The following is a 21,067-nucleotide window of genomic DNA, read 5'->3' as shown; positions in this document are numbered from 1 at the left end:
ACATGCCCTCCCCAGACCGAATGTCCAGAAAGGACTTCGCTGGTTACGGATACTTTTCTGCACCTGCAGGTCCGTCCGGACCTTCAACCGGCTCATCCGGGAGATCAGAAAGATCTGTTTCGTCTTGCAATTCTGGATAACGCTTGCGCTCCATCCGGCGGATTGCGACGTGCATCCACACAGTTGAAACCGCAACGATGATGAAGAGGAGCATGAAGGGCGCTGTCCAAACGCCAGTCCAGTCGAGCAGAACTCCAAAGGCAATTGGCAAGAAGAAGCCACCAAGGCCGCCGATCATGCCCACGAGGCCCCCGACAGCACCAACATGGTAGGGGTAATAAACCGGGATGTGCTTGTAGACTGCCGCTTTACCAAGACTCATGACAAAACCAAGGACGACGGTAACGGAAACGAAAGCGCCTACGCCGAGGCCGAAGTTAAACTCGATCGGGCCGTCAATACCGCTGACAATATATGAGGTTTCTGGATAGCTCAGCAGGAAGAGGCAAAGGAGAGAGACGAAAAATGTGAGGTACATGACAAAGCGTGCACCCCATTTGTCTGACATCCAACCACCCAGCGCTCTGAAAACAGACCCGGGTAGTGAATAAAGGCCAGCGAAAACGCCAGCCGTTGTCAGCTCCAATCCGTAAGCTCCGGTGTAGTATCGCGGGAGGAATGATGCGAGAGCGACAAAGGCGCCAAAGACGAAAAAGTAGTAGGTCGCAAAACGCCAGACTTGCAGGTTCTTCAACGGAGCGAGCTGTTCTGCTGTAGATACAGCTTGCTTGCCTTCTTTCTTACGCTCCTGCTGAGACGGATCATCTTTACTGAGCAGATAAAACAGAACGGCTGTGACTGCCAAAACAATTGCGTAAACGCGAGCTGTACCTTCCCAGCCAACTGCGACTACCAGAAATGGCGCTACGAAGTTGGTAACAGCTGCGCCGACATTACCGGCACCAAAAATGCCGAGTGCAGTGCCTTGTTTCTCTTTTTCAAACCACTGGGAGACATAGGCTACGCCGATAATAAAAGAGCCGCCCGCCAATCCAAGGCCCAAGGCAGCTAACAGAAACACTTCATAGGTTTGTACTGAGGTGAGCAACCAGACACAGACTGCTGTAATGAGCATCTGCAGTGGGAACATAATTCGTCCACCAAACTGCTCTGTCCATACTCCAAGGAAAATTCTGCTCACAGAACCGGTGAGCACTGGTGTGGCGACCAATAAACCGAACTGAGTATCGGACAACCCAAGTTCGCCTTTAATGCGCACACCGATGATGGAAAAAATGGTCCAAACTGCAAAACAGATAGTAAAAGCAAAGGTGCTGAGACCCAATGCCCTATATTGATCGGAGCGAGTAACACCCTCAAGTGAATGCATAGTATTTGATCCTGAATTCTAGCAGGTAAGACAATCCACATAGAATCTCAGGAGCTTTAGCACCCAAAAGTAGAGCAACTCATAGAAAGAACAGGATTAAACGAGTAAAATTGAAATACAACTTGGAGTAAAACTATGTTTTATTTCCAACTCACGACGCAATGAAAAACACCTATCCAGACTACTTTGATGCTGGTATGTTTCGTGTAGAGGCGGGGATTTCAAAGTTAAAGCAATGTCTTACATCAACAATGTCAGGATGTTTGTGCGCGTGTTTGAGCTTGGCAGCATGTCTGCCGCGGCAAGAGACATGCATGTTTCTCCTGCGGTTGCTTCCTCCCGTATTGGAGAGCTTGAGAAGCACCTGGGCATTCGCTTGTTTAACCGCACCACTCGCACCATCCAACCTACTGAGCAAGGTAGCATTTTTTACCCCGGTGCCCGTAAGATGCTGGAAGCAATGGAAGAGGCTGAGGCAGCTGTGCAGGAGGTGACGCACACTCCACGCGGCTCAATCTTTGTTTCTGCTCCACTCGGGATAGGGCGGCGTTTGATCGCACCGCTTATTCCTGAATTCCACGATGCTTATCCTGAAATTCATGTTCGCCTCAGGCTTTCAGATCGTCCTCTCAACATTACGGGAGAAGGGTTGGATCTGGCTTTCATTCTGGGACAGTTACCAAATTCTGAAATGAGGCTGAAAAACCTGCTAGACTGTCCTCGGGTACTGTGTGCATCCCCTACCTATTTGAAGCAGCGTGGTGAGCCACTGCAAGGGACCGATCTCCAGCATGGAAAGCATGATTGTCTTCTGCTCCAGTTTCCCGGTTCCTCTGAAAGCCGATGGACGCTTCAAACTTCTGAGGGCTTACAGAGCTTCACAGTTGGTGGACCTTTCACCTCTGATGACGGCGATGTGTTGGTGAACTGGGCACTCGGCCATCACGGCCTCATAAATGCACCCTTATTTGATGTTGTCGACCATTTGCTCAGTGGAAACCTTATCGCCGTCTGCACTGCTACCCCTCCCGCTGATGTGCATTTGGCATGTCTTTTTCCGCACAAACGCTATCAAGATCCTAAGATCCGGCTTTATCTGAATTTCATCAGTGAGCAGTTGAAGGCGTATCTAAAAGACAAGAGTTATCAATATTCTAATCACCTTCAGAACAAGTAATTCCCGACTGAAAAGTCGTTTATGTACCTGTTTCTTTTTCCAGTTATTCGCGAAATACTTTCAAAATAATTTTGATAATCCAACTCATTTATTAGGCTAAACTGATAAATGGGAGGAGTTTGGTGGCCCTGCCAGCTGACGAGCTTTAAGGACACGGTTGATACCAGCACATTTACCCAATGTTTCGAACAGTGCCTCATTGATCCTTAATTCAACGAGTGCACCTCCCCGGCAAGGAATTCAACTTAATTCGGGTTGCTGCACTTACGCGGATTGTAATTGCGTGAGTGTCGTACAAGGAAGTAAACTTACATATGAGTACTCAAACACTGCCACCCCGCATCTTTGATGCACCTTCTGAGGGCATATCACCTTCTTCTTTCTACGCACCTTCGGGAGGCTTGCCTCCACAAACACAAGTCATGACAGACCGGGCAGTGTTTACTAATGCGTATGCCGTTATTCCCAAAGGCGTGATGCGGGACATCGTGACCTCAAATCTACCTTTCTGGGAAAAGACGCGCGCCTGGATTATTGCGCGGCCACTTTCCGGGTTTGCTGAGACGTTTTCGCAGTACATCATGGAAGTTCAGCCAGATGGTGGCTCTCTTAAACCTGAGCCAGATCCTGAAGCGCAGGGCGTGATGTTCGTTGTTCAAGGTGAGATTACGATCACAATGGGCAATGAAGCTTTCACACTTACTGAAGGTGGCTACGCCTATCTGCCTGCTGGAGTCCAATATGAAGTCCGCAACAATAGCTCTCTAGCTGCCACTTTCCATTGGGTTCGAAAGCGCTATGAGGCTGTCGAAGGCATTGCAAAGCCCGACGCTCTGTTTACCCATGAAAAGAATGCTGTGGTTGCTCCCATGCCAGATACCAATGGAGCCTGGACGACGACGCGCTTTGTAGACCCCAGTGATATGCGGCACGACATGCACGTGAACATCGTGAACTTTGAGCCCGGTGGCTGCATACCGTTTGCTGAGACCCATGTGATGGAACATGGCTTGTATGTTTTGGAAGGGAAAGCAGTATACCGACTGAACAACGATTGGGTTGAGGTGGAAGCCGGTGACTTTATGTGGCTGCGCGCTTTTTGCCCGCAAGCTTGCTACGCAGGCGGCCCTGGCCGTTTCCGGTACTTGCTTTACAAAGACGTCAATCGACATGCCCAACTTGGCTCGTTTCAGAGGTGATTAGGTATGGGTAATCGAGCCACGACAGAGCAGCGCACAATACGGATTGAAAAGCTCACCTCTGAGGTTTTTATGCCGTTTGGTGAACTGATTGAGACCGGTGGGACATCGCCTATCATAATCAATGAAGGTCGGTGTGAGCGTTTTTCTGATTTGGCTGGTGTTGAGTTTATTGGTGGCCGCGCCGGTGTAAGCCTTTTTCAGGCAGAGCTTCGCAGTCTTCCGCACACGCTGACGATGTTGGAGCGCCATCCATTGGGATCGCAATGCTTCATTCCGATGAACCAATCAGAATATCTTGTCATAGTCGCCGAAGATGAAGGTGGACGGCCTTCAACACCACGTGCGTTTATGGCGAGTTTAACCCAGTCCATCAATATCAAACGGAACACATGGCACGGCGTTCTGACTCCCATCAACGGGTCAGGACTGTTCGCTGTTGTCGACCGGATTGGGGACGGAAATAACCTAGAAGAACACTGGCTGAAGGAGGCCTACCTCATAACGGAATAACACTGTGCGTCATTAGTAGGAGGGGACTAAATGACCAGCAATTCCATCGGGACACCAGAACAACTGCGTGACCCGAACTACACGCCTGCTTTACATAAGGCGGTTCCACTTGGCATTCAGCATGTGCTTGCCATGTTCGTTTCAAACGTTACTCCGGCGATCATTATTGCCGGTGCTGCCGGATTTGGGTTTGGTTCTGATGCGGGGGCGCAGGGCTTCCCGGACATGACATACATGATCCAGATGTCCATGCTGTTTGCCGGAATAGCGACGCTCTTTCAAACAATTGGAATGGGAGCAGTCGGAGCCCGCTTGCCGATTGTGCAAGGTACCAGCTTTGCTTTCATACCCATCATGATCCCACTCGTTGCAGGTAAAGGTGTTGAGGCCTTGCCAGCTCTATTTGGAGGCGTGCTCATTGGTGGTTTGTTTCATGCCATCCTTGGGATTTTTATTGGTCGCATTCGCTTTGCTTTGCCGCCGCTGGTGACTGGCCTTGTCGTAACCATGATCGGTCTGGCGTTAGTGAAAGTAGGCATTCAGTATGCTGCGGGCGGAGTGCCTGCTATTAGCAAGCCTGAGTATGGAAGTATGCTCAACTGGTCTGCTGCGCTCATTGTCATTCTCGTCACCCTTGGCTTGAAATTTTATGCCCGCGGGATTTTAGCTGTATCTGCCGTGGTGATTGGGATCCTTGCAGGATACCTTTACGCAATGATGGTTGGCATGGTGACCGTGGATGGGATTGCCGCAAGCGTTGGTCGCTCTGCATCTTTTGCTCTGCCAATGCCCTTCGCCTATGGTTTTGATTTCAGCATTGCTGCTGTGGTTGGCTTCTGTCTCATGGCGTTTGTAAGTGCTGTTGAAACAGTAGGCGATGTCTCTGGCATCACAAAAGGCGGCGCAGGACGAGAGGCGACAGACAAGGAAATTCAAGGCGCGACATATGCCGATGGTTTTGGCACAGCAATAGCCGGTGTTTTTGGTGGTTTGCCCAACACATCCTTCAGCCAGAATGTTGGTTTAATTGCCATGACAGGCGTGATGAGCCGCCATGTGGTGACCATTGGCGCCTTGTTCCTCATCGTGTGTGGACTGATACCCAAGGTTGGAGCGATCATTCGCACAATTCCTATTGAGGTGCTCGGCGGCGGTGTCATCGTTATGTTTGGCATGGTGGTCGCTGCCGGTGTCTCCATGCTTTCCGACGTCAACTGGAACCGCCGGAACATGGTGATCTTCGCGATTGCGTTATCAATCGGCCTTGGTTTGCAGCTGGATCCAAAAGCTGTTCAGTATCTGCCTGACACACTACGCATTTTGATGACGAGTGGCTTGCTTCCTGCAGCCCTGATCGCAATTGTGCTCAATCTTATATTGCCAGAGGAGCTTTCCGCCGAAGCAACGGATGAAGTTTCAGGCGGCCTGGCCTCACAAGAGGATGCACCACTAAAACCAGCAGGCTCCCAAGCCTAAAGAAACTCCCCTCGCCGTTCCGCTACTGCGAGGGGAGCATCTCTTAAAGTTTCTGCCATGAACCGCCGTTCTGAGAGCTTTTCACGGCTGTTTCGATGAAGTTCAATCCATCCAGTCCATCAGCTACAGTTGGAAGCAGCTTGCTGCAGTCTGGTTCTGACTGGCCTAAAATGCGCGCAGTCAAAACATCCGCAAATTCGTTATAGATCGTTGCGAAAGCTTCCAGATACCCTTCAGGATGACCACCTGGGATGCGAGAGACTGCATTTGCGGCCTCTCTTGCATCTGGACCGCCGCGTGTGATGCGATAACTTGACTTTCCATAGGGTGAATATACCAAATGGTTCGGGTCAGCCTGCACCCATTCAACGCCGCCTTTGTCTCCATAAACGCGCAGTCTCAATCCATTTTCGTTGCCCGGAGCAACCTGTGACGCCCACAACATTCCTTTGGCACCATTTTCGTAGCGCAGCAGCATCTGCACATCATCATCCAGCGCTCTGCCCTCTACGAAGCTTGTTAGCTCCGCCAGCACTTCAGTTGCTTTCATGCCGGATACGAAGGAGGCAAGATTGTAAGCGTGCGTGCCAATATCTCCGATACAGCCGCCTGCTCCAGATCGTTTCGGATCAGTGCGCCAGCTGGCTTGTTTTTGGCCTGATTGCTCTATCGGCTCCGTCAGCCAATCTTGCGGATACTCCACTTGAATCAGACGAATTCTCCCGAGTTCGCCCTCCTCAATCATAGCTTTTGCCTGCCGGACCATCGGGTATCCGGTGTAATTGTGCGTCAAAAGGAAAAGTTTGCCAGTTTCCTCGACCAGTTGAACAAGCTTCTCACTTTCTTCACTGGTGGTGGTCATCGGCTTGTCGCAGATAACATGGATACCAGCTTCCAGCATCATGCATGCTGCCGGATAGTGCATATGGTTAGGCGTGACGATCGCAACTACGTCGACCGGATCATCCCGAAGCGGCTCTTTTTCTGCCATTTCTTCAAAGGATGTATAGGCCCGATCAGTTGGGATATAAAGTTCTTCGGCTGATGCCTTTGCTCGCTCAGGATCAGAAGAAAGGGCACCGGCAACAAGTTCATAGCGATCATCCAAACGCGAAGCGATACGGTGAACTGCACCGATGAATGCTCCCTGACCACCGCCGATCATTCCCAGACGCAGCCTACGTCCCAGTTTTTTCGGAGTATCCAAAACTTGTTGTGGTTCAGCTGCTTCAACGGTCATTATGCATTCTCCATATTTCTCAGGCGCTGATATCGGTTAGCGCATCAGCACCACCAGAACCTGTAGGATCATTAAGTTTGTGATCGTTAATTGCAAATACTCTTTTGTAAAAGTGTTGGCCATTTCAAAGAAACTGCTTCAAAATCCAGACTGATTTGTTGCTGACCTAAGAGAGGCTTGTAGTTCTTATGCCGAACTCATCGGAGACCACTCGAGCCTATTATGAAGAAAATGCAGAGAGCTTTATCGAGCGTACGTTGCATTTGGATATGGAGGAAATTCCCTTCACTGTAGATGAACAGCAAGGGAGGCTGGGTTAGAAAACTTGAAGAAGATTGGTGTCATCAGGGGATGAGAAATAGGATTCGTAGCTTGTCTCTGACACTTCCAGTTCATCAAAAGCATCTGCAGCTTCTTGCGGGCTGTCAATTCGTTTCATTTCCCTACGATGTATAAAGCTTTCCAACAGCTCCCAGCCAGCAAATGGAACCACTAACGTTTTTGCCCCAAACCCCAAACTCTCAACCAATGTAGTGCTTGCAACACCCATTACATATGAAGCCTTCGCCATTAATGCGTAACTGCTGGTGTCCTTATCGACAACCTCCACATTTTCTGGAATGCGACCTACATAATTGGCTAATAATCGCTGAGGTTGTTCAAATGGATGCATTTTGTACTGGAATAATAAGTCTGGACGCTTCAATGCTGTTTCAATAACAAACTCAAACAAGACAAAACTTATCACTTTCTGCGAAAAGGCAACAACCAGATTATCTTGTTTCTTGATATGCTTGTGCTTGTCCAACATTGCCTGCATACGCGTTGATCCTACAGAAACCATTTTCGCATCTTCAGGAAGATGAACTTCTTTTTCCCAGCCGGGACCAAATGTTAAAAGTCGATCTGGGAAGTATGGTACTGACGCTATTTCAGGAAGTGCATATTGACTATGATAATGTCCGATAATTCCGTGCTGGAACTCGCTGGTGGGGACACCCAGATCCTCGCAGGCTGCAAGCAACGCATAATAGTGCTTATTCCAACAAACATATACCGAATGCGTTTTCTTGCGAGCTAACAAAAACTTAAAGAACGCTTTATTTTTTGCAAAACTACTTACTTGGTGCCTAACTAGCTTTGAAATATTTTCTTCTGGGATCTCATAAGTTTCCGATACAAGTTTGCTAAAGGCTACAATTTCCTGCTCAGGAATACTGTAAGAGAAGAACTTAGAGATCCAATCAATTGACGCGGTATCGACTTGTGGAAACGGAAACATCGTGGCAGATGTTTCACCTAATCGCAACGCTGACCCGCCATAATGTTGTTCAATCGGTAACGTGAACCTCTGACTAGCAATAGACTTGCGACCAAATGCCAAAACTAAAACCGGCTTTCGATTCGGAGCGAAAGTTAGAAAGGTAGCTGTCAACAGATTAAATGGAAACTTTACTCGCCGTTTGAAATTTCTTAGATATTTTGATGATTTGCGTTTCAGCTTTTGCATCCGCGTCACGCGTACACGCTGTGTGTCATTTAATATATCTCTCTGTCGCATATAAGACAGAAATAGCTCCCCACGAACAAGGCGCCAAGCGCAAACATTACCAACGCGCAAATCGAACAATCCACTTGTGCGTTCAAGTTCAGTGAACTTTTTATAGGCTTCAGAAAATCTGTTGTCGGGCAGGCAGCTCATTGAATACATTTCCAGAAAAAAACATAATTATAGTAAGGTTTTATGTAAATATACAATGGCGGAGAGTGAGGGATTCGAACCCTCGGAACACTTGCGTGCTCAACGGTTTTCGAGACCGCCCCGTTCGACCACTCCGGCAACTCTCCTAATTGATCCTCGTGGTGAGGATTGCGGGACCATATAAAGAAGCTTTCCCTTCGGCAAGCCCTGCGACCGCTATGCCGCAGATAACTCACAGCTCACGCATCACCTCCCAATAAAAAACGCAGTGAGCGAACTATGCGGCTTGAACGTTTTCAAGGAAGGCTTTGATCGAGCGGTTAAACTGATCAGCTTCTTCAGAGATGCTGTCGGCCTGGTTGTTGATGTCTTCTGCCGTTTTGGTGGAGTTTTCAATAGTGCTGGCAACTTCCCCCATTTCGGACTCACCAATACGAGACTGATCAGAAGCATCGGTCACAGAACGCGCGATTTCGCCAACAGTTACAGACTGCTGTTCTACAGCTGCTGCCACTGCTGAAGAGCTGGTGGATAGCTTCTCCATCATGCTCGTCACTTTTTCGATGGAGCCAACGGCATCAGTAGACACCTGCTGGATCGCATGGATCTGCTGCGAGATTTCTTCCGTCGCCGTGGTGGTCTGGTTTGCAAGATGTTTCACCTCGGAGGCCACAACCGCAAAGCCTTTGCCCATCTCGCCAGCACGTGCGGCCTCAATGGTGGCATTGAGAGCAAGAAGGTTGGTCTGGTCTGCAATATCCTTAATTAGACTAACAACTTTTCCAATACGGGATGCAGTTTCAGCCAGCTCCTGAATTGTCTTGGACGTGTTGATAACAAGCCCACCAACTTCATCGGCAACGTCTTTGGAATTTACCGCTTCAGACGCGACTTCCTTAATGGAAAGAGACATTTCCTCACTGGCAGATGCAACAGTTGCCACTGATGTAGATGCGTGGCTTACCGCATCACCTGCTTTACCAGCTTTGTCAGAGACGCTTTCGACAGTGACGTTCAGAGCGAAGGAGGCTTCATGCAATGACTGGATTGCGGAGTTGAAACCGTCACCTGCAGCCGTTGCTGCTTTCTCGAACTCACGCACAAGAAGCGCAACTTTTTGCTCACGCTCCTGGCGGCGCTTGTTGTCTTCATCACGTTCATCGTTCAGCTGATTTCGCTCAATGGCGTTGGCACGAAACACTTCGAGGATCTTCGCCATTTTCGCGAATTCATCCCGGCCTTTGGTGCCTTCAATGTTGATTGAGACATCCCCGTTTGCCAACACGCCCATGGCTGTATGCAGGTTTGCGAGAGGGCGGGAGATACGCCACGCGATGTAGCCAGCAATCATCAGGCCGACAATCCCCATCGCAGCAGCCTGCAACAAGAAGCGCTGCATACTTGCAGCTGATGCATCGTTGTGAAGTGCCCTTGCTTCGGTCTCACCCGCTACACCAATATCATTAAGCTGTTTCGCAGCTGGGATCATTTCGTCCAACTGCTCCAGAGCGAAGACCATTTCCTCCTGAATGTCAGCATTCAGAGTTTCAATCTGCTCCAGCGTCTCTGTGTAGGTTGCCCAGAGTTCGCTTACTACCTGGGATGTTTCTTCTGGCATTTTCGCTGTTTGAATGACCATGCCAAACTGCTCAATGCGACTTTTGAAGGTGCTCTTTTCAATTTCATATCCGTCAACGCCAATGGTCCATTCCATGGCCTGAAGATCTTTTAGCAAACCAGCAACACGATGCGTGTCTTTGCTGACGTTCAGTTGCCGACGAGCCTTGTTGATTTCGAGCTGCATTGTGGAACTAGCACCCTGGAGGACTGAAATGAGACCTCCATCTGAGCTAGTTCCACGCTCTAGTGTCGCTTCAACCACAGCGCCAAATGTCTCAGAAAATCCGTAGGCATAGCCTTCCAGATTATCATAGAGCTCGTCTTCAATGCCCGGAACGCTTAGTGCGCGTGTTTCTTCAACCAGTACAACAACGCGTTCGCGTGCGTTTGCTGCAATGTCAGATGCCTCTACTTTCGGGTGAAGTAGAAACTCTCCACCAATTGCGCGCATACGATCAACTGCAGCACTGATCGCCTGTGCATTTTGCATCAGCTGGTTATAGGTCTGCGTATTTCTTTGAAATTCAGCATTCTGGCTATTCATTTGAGAGAGAAAAATCAGTGCCCCACCCAGCACAAGTATCGGCAACAACCCAAGAGCCATAACTCGAGTTACGACGGAATGTATCCAGGCGAACTTTGGAATGCGCATTTTATGCCCCCCGCACGTATGCGGTTTAATTCATTGGATGATAATGATCGCGAGATTGTCACATACATTCCATATTCGGCGCTCATTTCTCCCCTAAGCACTTGTATGGAACATGCACAAATCTCTTTGCGCTATTGTTGGCTGGCGAAGGTTTATCGATCCTTAAAACAATCATAGAATGAACCATAAAACGCAGCGTAATAGGTATTTGAACGTAACAATTAGATCGTAGGTATAAATCTGACAGCGCAACCATAGCGCGAATCACTCCTGCATAGGAGCGTTCTTTGACAGTCGAGTATTCGTGACATAAATCTCACCTCTCGTATTTCTAATATTAATGGCGAGATTCTGCGTTGACATTCCAGAATGCCTGCGTATATTCCAGCAGCTCATAAATTGCGGGGAAACCCGTGTTTTCGCGCTGTCCGAGGCAAGACATCGAAACCGCCTTCTGGTTTTTCCAGAGTTTGCGGTCGATCTCCCCGAAACGGGACGTTCCTAGAGCATAAGGGAAACGGTCGACAAAGTTCGCAGTTTGCTGCGACGCCAAAGGGTGCGCTTAGATAAGAAGGACATGCGCATGTTCGCAGTCATCAAAACAGGCGGTAAACAGTACACTGTTGCTGCTGACGATCTTCTGAAGATCGAAAAAGTTTCTGCCGAAGCTGGTGAAACAGTAACTTTTGACGAAGTTCTCATGGTTGGTTCAGATGCTGAAACCACCATCGGTGCACCAACCGTTGAAGGCGCTTCTGTTGTAGCTGAGGTTGTTGAGCAGGGTCGTGATCGTAAGATCATCATCTTCAAAAAACGTCGTCGTCAGAACTCCCGTCGTCGTAATGGTCATCGTCAGGCTTTCACTACTGTGAAAATCACCGACATCCTGACCAGTGGCGCTAAGCCAGCTAAAAAAGCCGCTGCTCCTAAGAAAGCTGCCGCTGCACCAGCTGCTGAAGGCTCCGACGATCTGAAAAAATTGCAGGGTCTTGGCCCAGCAATTGAGAAAAAGCTGAATGCTGCAGGTATCTCTACCTACGCACAGATCGCAGCTCTTTCTGCTGAAGACATCGCCCGCGTTGAAGAAGAAACTGGCACTAAAGGCCGCTTCGAACGTGATAACTGGGTTGCACAGGCTAAGGAACTCGCAGCGAAGTAATTCGCGCAAGTTTCTGTCCTAGAGATTAAACGAGGAGTACTTCGTTATGGCTCATAAAAAAGCTGGCGGTTCATCCCGCAACGGTCGCGACTCAGCTGGTCGTCGCCTTGGTATCAAGAAGTTCGGTGGCGAAGCCGTGATTCCTGGCAACATCATTGCACGTCAGCGTGGCACGAAGTGGCACCCAGGCGCAGGTGTTGGCATTGGTAAAGATCACACCATCTTTGCGACCGTCGAAGGCAAAGTTGCATTCGAAGAAAAACGCAATGGCCGAACATTTATTAATGTGATGCCGGTGGCACTCGCCGCCGAGTAACGCTGACGTGATAATCCAAATCGTCGGCGTCTCATCAGACCCCGACGGATTTGGAAAAATCCGGTTCAGATCGAAAGATCAGAAAAAGGGGAGATGGGACGCCATCTTCCCTTTTTCTTTGTCCAGTGGGATGGGCAGTAGACCGGAGTTAAAACCATGGTAGTTGAATACGAAGAAATCCCAGAAGAAAGCAGTTGCGTTGCGGCCGGGTCGCCGCAGGACACCGCGCGTCTCGTCATCGACCGAGCGCGCAAGGATGATTTGGCTGACATCCTGTTTTTAGCCAACAACCGTCGGATCGCTGAGAAACTGACGAACATGCCGCATCCATTCACGTATGAAGACGCTAAAGCGCTCGTGAAACGGTGTGATGTGCAGTTGCCATCTCAGGCGACGTTCGCGATCCGCATGAAGAACACTGGCCGTATTATTGGCGCTATCGGGTTCAATCCGCTTACTGAGGACTTTGGTGCTGTGCACCTGGGTTATTGGGTAGGCGAACCATTCTGGAACCAGGGATATGCGACAGAAGCTGTTCAGTCTGTTATCGAATTTGCGTTTGCTAACGGTGTTAAGGAGCTCTCCGCTTCTTGCCGCGTGAGCAATCCTGCCTCGCACCGCGTGCTGACCAAGTGCGGCTTTAAGCAGGACGGAACGACAAAGCTGCATTCTCTCGGCGCTATGGCCGTGGTGGATGCCACACGCTTTACACTGACCCGCAGCCAATGGATCGCGAATACGCGATGGGGCTCTGCTGGTTAAGTGATGCCAGATCAGCAGGTTGCAATGACAGCAACCTGCTTTCGGCAGCGTGATTGTTGTTTGGCTGTAACGGCTTACCCTCAACCACATAAAACCAGCGGGCTTTTAATGTGATCCTGATGCAGTCGCTCTGTCTGCAATCCGGATCATCGGGGCATGCTGCGTTTTACCCTCACTTACCTACTCCAACGAACGATTAGAGAAATATGAGTTTGATTTACAAGGCCTTTTACAATGCTCACCACAACTATAGATACCCAAAGGCTGCAACTGCGCCCGTTCCAATCTGACGATCTCCCTCGCTTTTGGGAGATCGGACCTTCTAACTATGAAATAGCACGCTGGCTCACCGGGTTAACGTGGCCTCCAATCATGATGGAAGCCGAGGCCTTTGTGGAACAAGCGCGCCTTGCAAATGCTAAAACGGACTCATTTCCGTTTGCCATCGACTTTAACGGACAGCTTATAGGCGGCGTTGAAGTCCAAAAACCCGGTGATCTCAAAGAGTTCCCGGAACTGCCAACCATTGGCTATTGGCTTTCCGAAGCTGCACATGGCCAAGGCTATATCACTGAAGCATGTGTTGCTGCGCTGCATTGGGGCTTTGCGCGCGCTGCATGTGACACCTTCGCCGCTCGTGTGTTTGCGACGAACTATTCCTCTCAGAAGGTATTGAAAAAGCTAGGCTTTGAGCCTTCTGGTGTTTGCCTTCGGTACTCTAAACCTTTGCAACAAGACATTGAGAATATCATCATGCATCTGCCGCGGGATCGGTTTGAGGCATTGCATGGTGATGCACATGTGATGATGGGAGCAGCACTATGACCACCTTTCCTCGTTTGAGAACAGCCAGCCTGACACTTCGGGAATGGAGAGAGACGGATGCACCGCGCGTGCTGAAACTCTTTCAAAATCATAGCATTACGCGCATGCTCACCTCAAAACCGCACCCTTTCGCCAAAGCGGATGCAGAGGCCTTTTTGCAAAAGGCAATGCCCGGTGATTTGAACGAGTATGTAAACTGGGCTGTTGAGCTTCAGGGCGAAGTGGTTGGTGGCATTGGCGCCGCGCCGCTTCATGAAACACCCGACATCGGATGGTGGCTGGCCGAGGAGCATTGGCAAAAAGGCATTATGTTTGAGGCTACTAGTGAAGCCTTACGCTATCTTCTTCTTGAACGCGAGCTCCCCAAAATCGTCGCCGATGCTTTCAGCGATAACAAGGGATCTCAAGCGCTTATGCGTAAGCTTGGCTTCGTTCATACTGGGCAAGGGACGGGCAGCAGCGCGGCACGTCTGGCCGGAATTTATCCTACAGAAGAGTTCGCCATATCCCCGCTTGATTTCATTGCAGCACAACAGCTCAGAGTGCAGGAGGCAGCACAATGACTACTTTTCCTCGTTTGAAAACGGCCAGTCTGATACTTCGGGAATGGAGAGAGACGGACGCGCCGCGCATTGTGGAATTACTGCAAAATCAGAATGTTACGCGTATGCTGGCAAGTGCTCCGCATCCTTATACCAAAGCGGATGCGGAGGTCTTTTTGCAAAGGTTTATGCCTGGTGACTTAGGCCATGCCGTGAACTGGGCTGTTGAACTTCAAGGTGAAGTAGTTGGTGGAGTGGGTGCTGGCTATCTTCAAAGAACACCGGTTCTTGCCTTTTGGCTTGCTGAAGAAAAGTGGAAAAAAGGCATTATGTATGAGGCAGTTAGCGCAGCACTTAGTTATCTCTTACTGGAACGGGAAATCCCATCCATCTGTGCTGATGCCTTTAGCGACAATGTCGGTTCTCAGGCTCTGCTGAGAAAGCTTGGCTTTGTCTATACCGGAAAGAATGAGGGCCGCAGTCGTGCCCGCCTTGCTGGGACTTATCCTACAGAAGAGTTTCGCATATCCCCTAGTGACTTCATTGCAGCACAACAAGCCAGAGCGCAGGAGGTAGCGCAATGATCTTTCCGGAATTACAAACCAACCGGTTGATTTTAAGAGCACTTCAGCCGGACGACTATCCGCGGCTGCGGTTCCTGTTTTCTGACTTTGATGTGGCGCGGATGACTGCCAGTTTTCCGCATCCTATCACTGATGAGTGGGCGCATGAGTTTATCACTCGTAACCATTCTAATGATTTGAGCACAGATGTGGTGTGGGCAATTGACAATGGTACCGGTTTCATCGGGTCCATTGGTGCACACCGGATCGGCAAATCCGCTTCTTTGGGCTATGCGCTTGGCAAATACTACTGGCGGCGGGGTTATATGAGTGAAGCTGTGCAAGCCGTTGTAAACTATCTACAAAATGAGCGTTGCGTTGAAAACGTTGATGCGTGCGTTTTTTTGGAGAATCCTGCGTCATTCCGCGTTCTTATGAAGAATGGCTTCGTCCCAACCTCTGTCTGCACGCATTCCTGCGTTTCCAGAGAAGCCGACGAAATCGAGACTCAGAACTTCGAACTCCAGCTGGCACAGTCTGCGGAGCAACCACAGCTTGCCGTGGCGGGGATAAGATAGGATGGCTTTTCCAGAGCTGAAAACAGACCGGCTCCGATTGCGCATGATCGACGACGGTGATCTGGAGCGCCTTGTCCAGCTGGCAAACTCTTATGCAATTGCGAGCACGCTTTCGGGCATGCCGCATCCGTTCACGGAAGAGACTGGTAGGTTCTACATTCATCGCGGCAAGACCAATGATCCTGAGAGTGTGGTGTTGTGGGCCATTGACGATGGGACTGGTCTAGTTGGCTGTATCTGGGCAAAGTTTGAGGATGTAACTGGCTGGACCGGTTATTGGATGGGTGAACCTTATTGGGGGCGTGGTTACATGAGCGTAGCGCTTCGCGCAGTTCTGCGTTTCGGATTTGAACAGCGCTTTGTTACGAACTTTGAGGCTGGTGTGTTTACCGACAATCCTGCCTCCTCTCACTTGTTGGATAAGATGGGCTTCAGCAAAGTGGGCGAAGAAACTATCCCCTCTAAAGGACGTGGTGATATCATGGTTCCACATCTCCGGCTTGCATTGCCCAAAGCCGATTTTGTGGACCTAGCAGAAGCGGAAGGTTGAGCACCATGACAACCCAAAGCACCTTCCCCGCTCTACGCAGCGAGCGACTTGTTTTGCGGGAGATGCGAGAAACCGATTTGGAGAGGCTTTGTGCGTACTTGCGGGATTTTGAGGTCTCCAAGTCGCTGAGCAGTCAACCGCATCCATTTTTGGAAGCGGATGGACGGGATTATATTGAGCAGGCTCATACGAACGATACAGCTGAGAATGTGACCTGGGCGATTGAGCTTGATGGACAATTTATTGGCGGGCTTAAAGCTAAGGAACTGCAAGGTGCTGCGAGCGTTGGTTATTGGCTTGGGCAGGAGCATTGGGGCAAAGGCCTGATGAGCGAGGCTTTGCGTGCTGTCCTTACCTACCTTTTTGAGGACCGAGAGCTGTTTGTCGTGCGCACGGGGGTTTTTAAAGAAAACCCTGCCTCTTTGCGAGTGCTGACCAAGTTGGGTTTCAAGATTACTGGTGAGGCCAAGCACGTCTGCCGCGCGCGGGGCAATGTGGAGCTCGATGAGATCCAGCTGCAAGTGACCCGCAATGACTTTCTTCGACTGACTAATTCAGACGTGATTTCGTGAGTATTCAAGATGTTTCCTGACCTAAAAACAGACAGGTTGATACTGCGCCAGTTCAAGCACACGGATCTGGAGCCGCTTTGCATGCACACGAATAACTTCGCAGTAAGCAAAACACTCTCTGAGGTGCCTTACCCTTATTCCAAAGCAGACGGAGAATGGTGGATCAACTACTGCCTGAACACGCCACTTTCTGAAAAGATCGCCTGGGTAATTGAGGGACCTGCAGGCTTTTCCGGCGCGATCACTCTGATGAAGCTTCAAAGCGGCAAGCCAATTCTTGGGTATTGGCTTGCTGAGCATCTTTGGGGCAAAGGCTATATGAGTGAGGCTGCTCAGGCCATTACTACATATGGCTTTGAGGTACTTGGCCTGCCCACGATTTACACCTCTGCGCTTGAAGAGAACCCCGGAAGCTTGCGTGTTCTGAGCAAACTGGGCTTTCAGGAGATTGGAAGAGGCTTTTCAACTCCGCGTTCCCGGCCAGAAGAGAAGCTGCCGAATATTTCTCTTAGTTTAACGCGGGAACAGTGGGCTGCACGACATGCCCCTGCCTAACGACCCTTATGGAATTACAGAGTACTTGCGGCGCACTGACCGAGTACTCCAAAACGCAACAAGTTGGACTAATGATGTTTCCTGAACTCAAAACAAACCGCCTGACACTCCGCCAGTTTCAGCAGGATGATCTGGAGCCGATCTGTGAGTACATCAGCAATTTTGAAGTCAGCAAGATGCTGACTGTGGTGCCCTACCCTTACACAAAAGCAGATGGGGAATGGTGGTTGAACCACATCAAGGAGACACCGCTAAGCGAAGAGACGAATTGGGTTATTGAATCCGAACACGGGTTCTCAGGCGTCATTGGAATACGCATCCCAGAAGATGGCTTCCCGCGCATTGGTTATTGGCTGGGTCAACCGTTCTGGGGCAAAGGCTATATGAGCGAGGCAACTGAGGCGGTGGTTAATTACTGCTTTGAGGAATTAGGTTCTACCAAAGTGACTTCCGGAGCATTTGAAGAAAATGACGGATCCCTGAATGTGTTGGCGAAGAACGGTTTCCAAACAATCGGCTCGGAGCCAGAAAAAAGTCGCGCTCGCGGAGAAGAAGAAGTCACTCTTATCAACGTGGAGCTCACCCGTCCTTTATGGGAAGCCATGCGGGCGGTGACGGTTTGAAGGTAAATTGCTTGTCGCGTGCCGATGGGTGCGCGCGACAAGTTTTGGGATTAGTCGAATAGCAGCGGTATCATGATGTGCATGGTGCTGTGCATGAAGATGAGAAAACCCGGACCGACCAGAAAAAACAGGCTCCCCATTATAATGCCGGGAACGAGAATGCGTGTGGCGATCAAGTTCCACAATAAGATGCTATCCAGTTCTCCAAGCTCATGAAGGAAGACAAAAGCTAGTGCTGCGATGAGGATTGCAGTGCCAGCAGACCAGAACACGCGATACCTGTACTCAACGCCTGACAGCAGTTTGAACATTCCGAAGAAGACCAGCGCACTCAATAACATGCGGAAGACGAGTTCTTCGCCGTAACCAGCTACCATGCCGAAGAGATAGCCTGGACGTGAGCTTTCTTCTGCCGGGACAAAGTCAGGCAGTTCACTCCCGAAAAACGCCCAGATAATGCATGTAATGATGATTGCTGTGCTTACACCGCTCACGATCTGCAAACCGGGCGTGTGCTTTATCAAGCCTGCCCAGCCGAGTTTGTTAAAGCAAAACCAGCCCAAGAGCAGTGAGGTGAAAATGATGAGCCAGGTAGAGACGTAAATCGGCACGATCTTGATGAACGGATCTGCCCAGAAAATCTGACTTGTGTTCTGTTCGGTGAAAACCAATAGGCCAATGCAATAGAGAACAAAGACCTGAGCCCAGACGATTGTTGCCATGAGTTGGTTGCGAAAGGTGGTGGGGAAGTAGTTGTGTTGGGAAGAAGATGTCATTGTATTTCCTCCGCCTTCTCGGAGACATTGTTGAGAAGGAGAAATGGAGAGGAGGGCAACATCTCAAACGATTTTGCTTGAGAGGCTGCCCTACGCATCAATTCTGGCTCAAAGTTTCTGGCCGTTGTTGATGATGGTGGTCGATGCCGGGACTGCATTTACGACGGTTTGAAGCGCCATGCAGGCTTTCTCACTCGCCTCCACCAAAGAGGCAATCAGAGATGGGTCTTCTTGCGATTCGATGATGATGACTGTCTCGACGCCTTTTGAAACACCAAGCATGTCCGAGCCTTCTTCAGCGGTCATTCCCGGAATTCTGGACTGGAACTTCATTTTCTGCTCCAGCTTGATGGAGGAGATGTTCAGCTTCCGGGACTGAGCCAACCCATGCACATGCGTGAGCAGGCAGAAGCCGATACCCGCGGCCAGGTAAGACAATGGTGCGGGAGCTGTATCCGTGCCGCCAATGGATGAGCCTTCGTCGCAGAGAACTTCAAACGCGCCAAAGCCGGGGACGTTGGGCTGGACCACACCGGTCTTGACCAAGCCATCGCCTGTGAGCTCTGCGAGGAAATCGACCTCAAGCTCCATGCCGTCTTTCGACTTTTTGATTTTGTTTAAGCTGATGTGCTGGGGCGTTGGCATGGCCGCTGCCCGGGTCACGATGGGATGTGTCACAGTGTTATTATCAAGCATCTTTACCTCCGTAAGTGTACGATACTGTACCGTACACTTAGCAGATAAAAATCACTTTCGTCAAGCATGGCTGTTTCAGCTGGTCGGCGCTGGATGAGATCAAGCGCCATATGCTTTCATGAAATCATGCACACATTGGCGAACATGATCTGAGATTTCCTGTAGAGTCGGCGCGGATTGAACGCCCAGCAGAAGAGCAAGATGAGTGTCCTCGCGCAACATACCCATGAAGATGGCCGCTGCGTTTTCAGGATGTTCGATGGCGACGATGCCCAGATTGCTCGCCAGTTGGAGCTGCTGTGCAATGCTGGAGGTTGCCCGTTTGGGGCCAAGCTGGAAGAATGATTTGGTAATATGAGGAGCGCGACTGCCCTCACCTATCAACATGCGCCAAAGGCCCAGAGTTCTGTCATCATAGATGAGGGTCAAGACAGCCTTGCCAAAGACAAACAGAATCTCTTCAAGCTCCTGACGGGAGCCGCCATCTTCGTTTGAGTCGAGAGGTTTAATGGAGAGGACAGGCCCTTCAGACAAGTTGCTGACAATCTCTGCCAACATTGCTTCTTTGTTTTTGAAGTGTCTGTAGACTGTGGTTTTGGAGGCGCGGGCACGTCTGACGATCTCATCCATTGAGGTGTTGGCATAGCCAAGCTCGATGATGGCGTCAGCTGCGATTTCCAAAAGCTCTTGTTTCCGCTTTTCGCCGCGCGATACCTTTTTCTCTGATTCCATGCAGGTTTTCCGTCTCTCACGTGGGTACGATACCGTATCTTACACTAAGCTCTAGTGAATTTGGTGAGGAGAAACAAGATTGCAAGGGAATGGAATGTGGGGGCGCTCAGCTGACATCACGGCGAAGCATGATGTTGGGAGCCGGATTTTGGGAGGGTCGTATTGGCTGAATGGAAGCCTGATGGCTATCTCATTGTTGATTTATTGATGTCTGGGCCAAAATCCAGACAAAAAAAAGAGCGCATTGCTGCGCTCTTTTTCACTGAACAGCTCGAATTATACGGTTTCGAGGTTTACAGCGCTCTGACGGCCATCACGACCAGCTTCCAGTTCGTAAGTTACGTCCTGGCCATCAGCCAGAGTAGACAGACCGGAGCGCTCTACTGCAGAGATGTGAACAAATACGTCTTTGCTTCCATCTTCAGGTGCAATAAAACCGAAACCTTTAGTGCTGTTGAACCATTTCACGGTGCCTTTAGCCATCGTGATATCTCCTAGTTAGTGTGCCGCTGCGACATGCAGATAGCTTTGGTTGCGTCAGGGCGAAATCGAGTGCACTGACGCCTAAAAAGGAGACAGGGTCGATAGTCTTAACGTAGAGACGGCATTCCACATATTGACTGATAAGTAAAGATCCAGCTTTCCATTTGAGGCGTGTAGAGCCATTTTTTTTAAATTCCCTGTGTTTTTACTGAGTCAAATCCTAACTTATTCCCTGATCTTTTCACAAAACGCATAAAATTGAGGGAAACTCGATATTGGAGACACCTGGCGGTTGCATTGCCGGATTTGTCGATATTTGAGCGAATATTCCTCAGCATGTGAAAAATATTCCAGAAATATGCTCTA

At 49.8% G+C, this 21,067-nt stretch carries 25 protein-coding genes and 1 tRNA gene; 16 read left to right on the top strand and 10 right to left on the bottom strand.

The features are described 5' to 3' along the window. Positions 1-43 precede the first annotated feature (43 nt). Positions 44-1,390: a nitrate/nitrite transporter gene (locus tag PsAD26_RS03555; RefSeq protein WP_063309283.1), complete on the bottom strand. Its 1,347-nt coding sequence runs from the start codon at positions 1,388-1,390 to the stop codon at positions 44-46. A gap of 235 nt (positions 1,391-1,625) precedes the next feature. Between PsAD26_RS03555 and PsAD26_RS03550 the strand changes: the two genes are divergently transcribed. The 4 genes from PsAD26_RS03550 to PsAD26_RS03535 all read left to right on the top strand — a co-directional run bounded on the left by PsAD26_RS03550 (position 1,626) and on the right by PsAD26_RS03535 (position 5,755). Beyond that, the gene (locus tag PsAD26_RS03550) at positions 1,626-2,567 is read left to right on the top strand and encodes a LysR family transcriptional regulator (protein ID WP_063309282.1); all 942 of its coding nucleotides are present in this window, start codon (positions 1,626-1,628) and stop codon (positions 2,565-2,567) included. Positions 2,568-2,932: 365 nt separating this feature from the next. Next, the gene (locus tag PsAD26_RS03545) at positions 2,933-3,766 is read left to right on the top strand and encodes a bifunctional allantoicase/(S)-ureidoglycine aminohydrolase (RefSeq protein WP_208985500.1); all 834 of its coding nucleotides are present in this window, start codon (positions 2,933-2,935) and stop codon (positions 3,764-3,766) included. Positions 3,767-3,772: 6 nt separating this feature from the next. Beyond that, positions 3,773-4,279 carry an ureidoglycolate lyase gene (locus tag PsAD26_RS03540; protein WP_063309280.1) on the top strand — a complete coding sequence of 169 codons (507 nt, stop codon included), beginning with the start codon at positions 3,773-3,775 and terminating at the stop codon, positions 4,277-4,279. Between the two features lie 30 nt (positions 4,280-4,309). Beyond that, entirely contained in the window at positions 4,310-5,755 is a 1,446-nt protein-coding gene (locus PsAD26_RS03535; RefSeq protein ID WP_063309279.1) for a nucleobase:cation symporter-2 family protein, read from the top strand. 43 nt (positions 5,756-5,798) lie between these two features. On the opposite strand, the gene PsAD26_RS03530 is transcribed toward PsAD26_RS03535, so the two are convergent. After that, a complete protein-coding gene (locus PsAD26_RS03530; RefSeq protein WP_063309278.1) occupies positions 5,799-6,995 on the bottom strand; it encodes a Gfo/Idh/MocA family oxidoreductase in 1,197 nt (398 codons plus the stop codon). 188 nt (positions 6,996-7,183) lie between these two features. Between PsAD26_RS03530 and PsAD26_RS30330 the strand changes: the two genes are divergently transcribed. Next, complete coding sequence (locus PsAD26_RS30330; RefSeq protein ID WP_275507193.1) at positions 7,184-7,315, top strand: hypothetical protein; 132 nt, start codon at positions 7,184-7,186, stop codon at positions 7,313-7,315. Here PsAD26_RS30330 and PsAD26_RS03525 read toward each other — a convergent pair. From PsAD26_RS03525 to PsAD26_RS29265, 4 genes are all read right to left on the bottom strand, one after another. Continuing rightward, positions 7,312-8,697 carry a hypothetical protein gene (locus PsAD26_RS03525; RefSeq protein ID WP_063309277.1) on the bottom strand — a complete coding sequence of 462 codons (1,386 nt, stop codon included), beginning with the start codon at positions 8,695-8,697 and terminating at the stop codon, positions 7,312-7,314. The two genes, PsAD26_RS30330 and PsAD26_RS03525, sit on opposite strands and share 4 nt — an antisense overlap. 56 nt (positions 8,698-8,753) lie before the next feature. Continuing rightward, positions 8,754-8,843, bottom strand: a tRNA-Ser gene (locus PsAD26_RS03520). Between the two features lie 131 nt (positions 8,844-8,974). Continuing rightward, positions 8,975-10,969 (bottom strand): HAMP domain-containing methyl-accepting chemotaxis protein, encoded by a 1,995-nt coding sequence (locus tag PsAD26_RS03515; protein WP_208985484.1) that lies wholly within the window; start codon positions 10,967-10,969, stop codon positions 8,975-8,977. A gap of 337 nt (positions 10,970-11,306) precedes the next feature. Continuing rightward, positions 11,307-11,522 carry a hypothetical protein gene (locus PsAD26_RS29265; protein WP_153041445.1) on the bottom strand — a complete coding sequence of 72 codons (216 nt, stop codon included), beginning with the start codon at positions 11,520-11,522 and terminating at the stop codon, positions 11,307-11,309. Between the two features lie 30 nt (positions 11,523-11,552). Here PsAD26_RS29265 and rplU point away from each other — a divergent pair, with 30 nt between their 5' ends. The 11 genes from rplU (at position 11,553) to PsAD26_RS03460 (ending at position 18,014) form a co-directional block, all read left to right on the top strand. After that, positions 11,553-12,128: a 50S ribosomal protein L21 gene (gene rplU / locus PsAD26_RS03510; RefSeq protein ID WP_057461735.1), complete on the top strand. Its 576-nt coding sequence runs from the start codon at positions 11,553-11,555 to the stop codon at positions 12,126-12,128. Between the two features lie 46 nt (positions 12,129-12,174). Continuing rightward, positions 12,175-12,444, top strand: coding sequence for a 50S ribosomal protein L27 (gene rpmA, locus PsAD26_RS03505; RefSeq protein WP_057461576.1), 270 nt, complete (start codon positions 12,175-12,177; stop codon positions 12,442-12,444). Between the two features lie 156 nt (positions 12,445-12,600). Beyond that, the gene (locus tag PsAD26_RS03500) at positions 12,601-13,206 is read left to right on the top strand and encodes a GNAT family N-acetyltransferase (RefSeq protein ID WP_063309276.1); all 606 of its coding nucleotides are present in this window, start codon (positions 12,601-12,603) and stop codon (positions 13,204-13,206) included. Between the two features lie 234 nt (positions 13,207-13,440). Continuing rightward, positions 13,441-14,031 (top strand): GNAT family N-acetyltransferase, encoded by a 591-nt coding sequence (locus tag PsAD26_RS03495; RefSeq protein ID WP_084403559.1) that lies wholly within the window; start codon positions 13,441-13,443, stop codon positions 14,029-14,031. Then, positions 14,028-14,594 (top strand): GNAT family N-acetyltransferase, encoded by a 567-nt coding sequence (locus PsAD26_RS03490; RefSeq protein ID WP_063309275.1) that lies wholly within the window; start codon positions 14,028-14,030, stop codon positions 14,592-14,594. Before PsAD26_RS03495 ends, PsAD26_RS03490 begins: the two co-directional genes overlap by 4 nt. Continuing rightward, positions 14,591-15,157, top strand: a complete 567-nt coding sequence (locus tag PsAD26_RS03485) for a GNAT family N-acetyltransferase (protein WP_063309274.1) — start codon at positions 14,591-14,593, stop codon at positions 15,155-15,157. Before PsAD26_RS03490 ends, PsAD26_RS03485 begins: the two co-directional genes overlap by 4 nt. Next, positions 15,154-15,714, top strand: a complete 561-nt coding sequence (locus PsAD26_RS03480; RefSeq protein ID WP_063309273.1) for a GNAT family N-acetyltransferase — start codon at positions 15,154-15,156, stop codon at positions 15,712-15,714. Before PsAD26_RS03485 ends, PsAD26_RS03480 begins: the two co-directional genes overlap by 4 nt. A gap of 1 nt (position 15,715) precedes the next feature. Further along, positions 15,716-16,264 (top strand): GNAT family protein, encoded by a 549-nt coding sequence (locus tag PsAD26_RS03475; RefSeq protein ID WP_063309272.1) that lies wholly within the window; start codon positions 15,716-15,718, stop codon positions 16,262-16,264. Positions 16,265-16,269: 5 nt separating this feature from the next. After that, on the top strand, positions 16,270-16,836 hold the full coding sequence (locus tag PsAD26_RS03470) for a GNAT family N-acetyltransferase (RefSeq protein WP_063309271.1): 567 nt from the start codon (positions 16,270-16,272) through the stop codon (positions 16,834-16,836). Between the two features lie 9 nt (positions 16,837-16,845). After that, on the top strand, positions 16,846-17,391 hold the full coding sequence (locus PsAD26_RS03465; protein ID WP_063309270.1) for a GNAT family N-acetyltransferase: 546 nt from the start codon (positions 16,846-16,848) through the stop codon (positions 17,389-17,391). Positions 17,392-17,399: 8 nt separating this feature from the next. Continuing rightward, the gene (locus tag PsAD26_RS03460) at positions 17,400-18,014 is read left to right on the top strand and encodes a GNAT family N-acetyltransferase (RefSeq protein WP_208985483.1); all 615 of its coding nucleotides are present in this window, start codon (positions 17,400-17,402) and stop codon (positions 18,012-18,014) included. A 50-nt stretch (positions 18,015-18,064) separates the two neighbouring features. On the opposite strand, the gene PsAD26_RS03455 is transcribed toward PsAD26_RS03460, so the two are convergent. The 4 genes from PsAD26_RS03455 to PsAD26_RS03440 all read right to left on the bottom strand — a co-directional run bounded on the left by PsAD26_RS03455 (position 18,065) and on the right by PsAD26_RS03440 (position 20,701). Beyond that, positions 18,065-18,790 carry a hypothetical protein gene (locus PsAD26_RS03455; protein ID WP_063309269.1) on the bottom strand — a complete coding sequence of 242 codons (726 nt, stop codon included), beginning with the start codon at positions 18,788-18,790 and terminating at the stop codon, positions 18,065-18,067. A 108-nt stretch (positions 18,791-18,898) separates the two neighbouring features. After that, positions 18,899-19,486: an OsmC family protein gene (locus PsAD26_RS03450; RefSeq protein ID WP_063286536.1), complete on the bottom strand. Its 588-nt coding sequence runs from the start codon at positions 19,484-19,486 to the stop codon at positions 18,899-18,901. A gap of 99 nt (positions 19,487-19,585) precedes the next feature. Continuing rightward, complete coding sequence (locus tag PsAD26_RS03445) at positions 19,586-20,218, bottom strand: TetR/AcrR family transcriptional regulator (RefSeq protein WP_063309268.1); 633 nt, start codon at positions 20,216-20,218, stop codon at positions 19,586-19,588. A gap of 276 nt (positions 20,219-20,494) precedes the next feature. Then, complete coding sequence (locus PsAD26_RS03440) at positions 20,495-20,701, bottom strand: cold-shock protein (RefSeq protein WP_057461563.1); 207 nt, start codon at positions 20,699-20,701, stop codon at positions 20,495-20,497. Positions 20,702-21,067: the final 366 nt, after the last annotated feature.

Origin of the sequence: Pseudovibrio sp. Ad26 (assembly GCF_001623285.1) — a bacterium.
GTDB lineage: Bacteria > Pseudomonadota > Alphaproteobacteria > Rhizobiales > Stappiaceae > Pseudovibrio > Pseudovibrio ascidiaceicola.
This window is presented reverse-complemented; position numbering and strand designations above follow the sequence as displayed.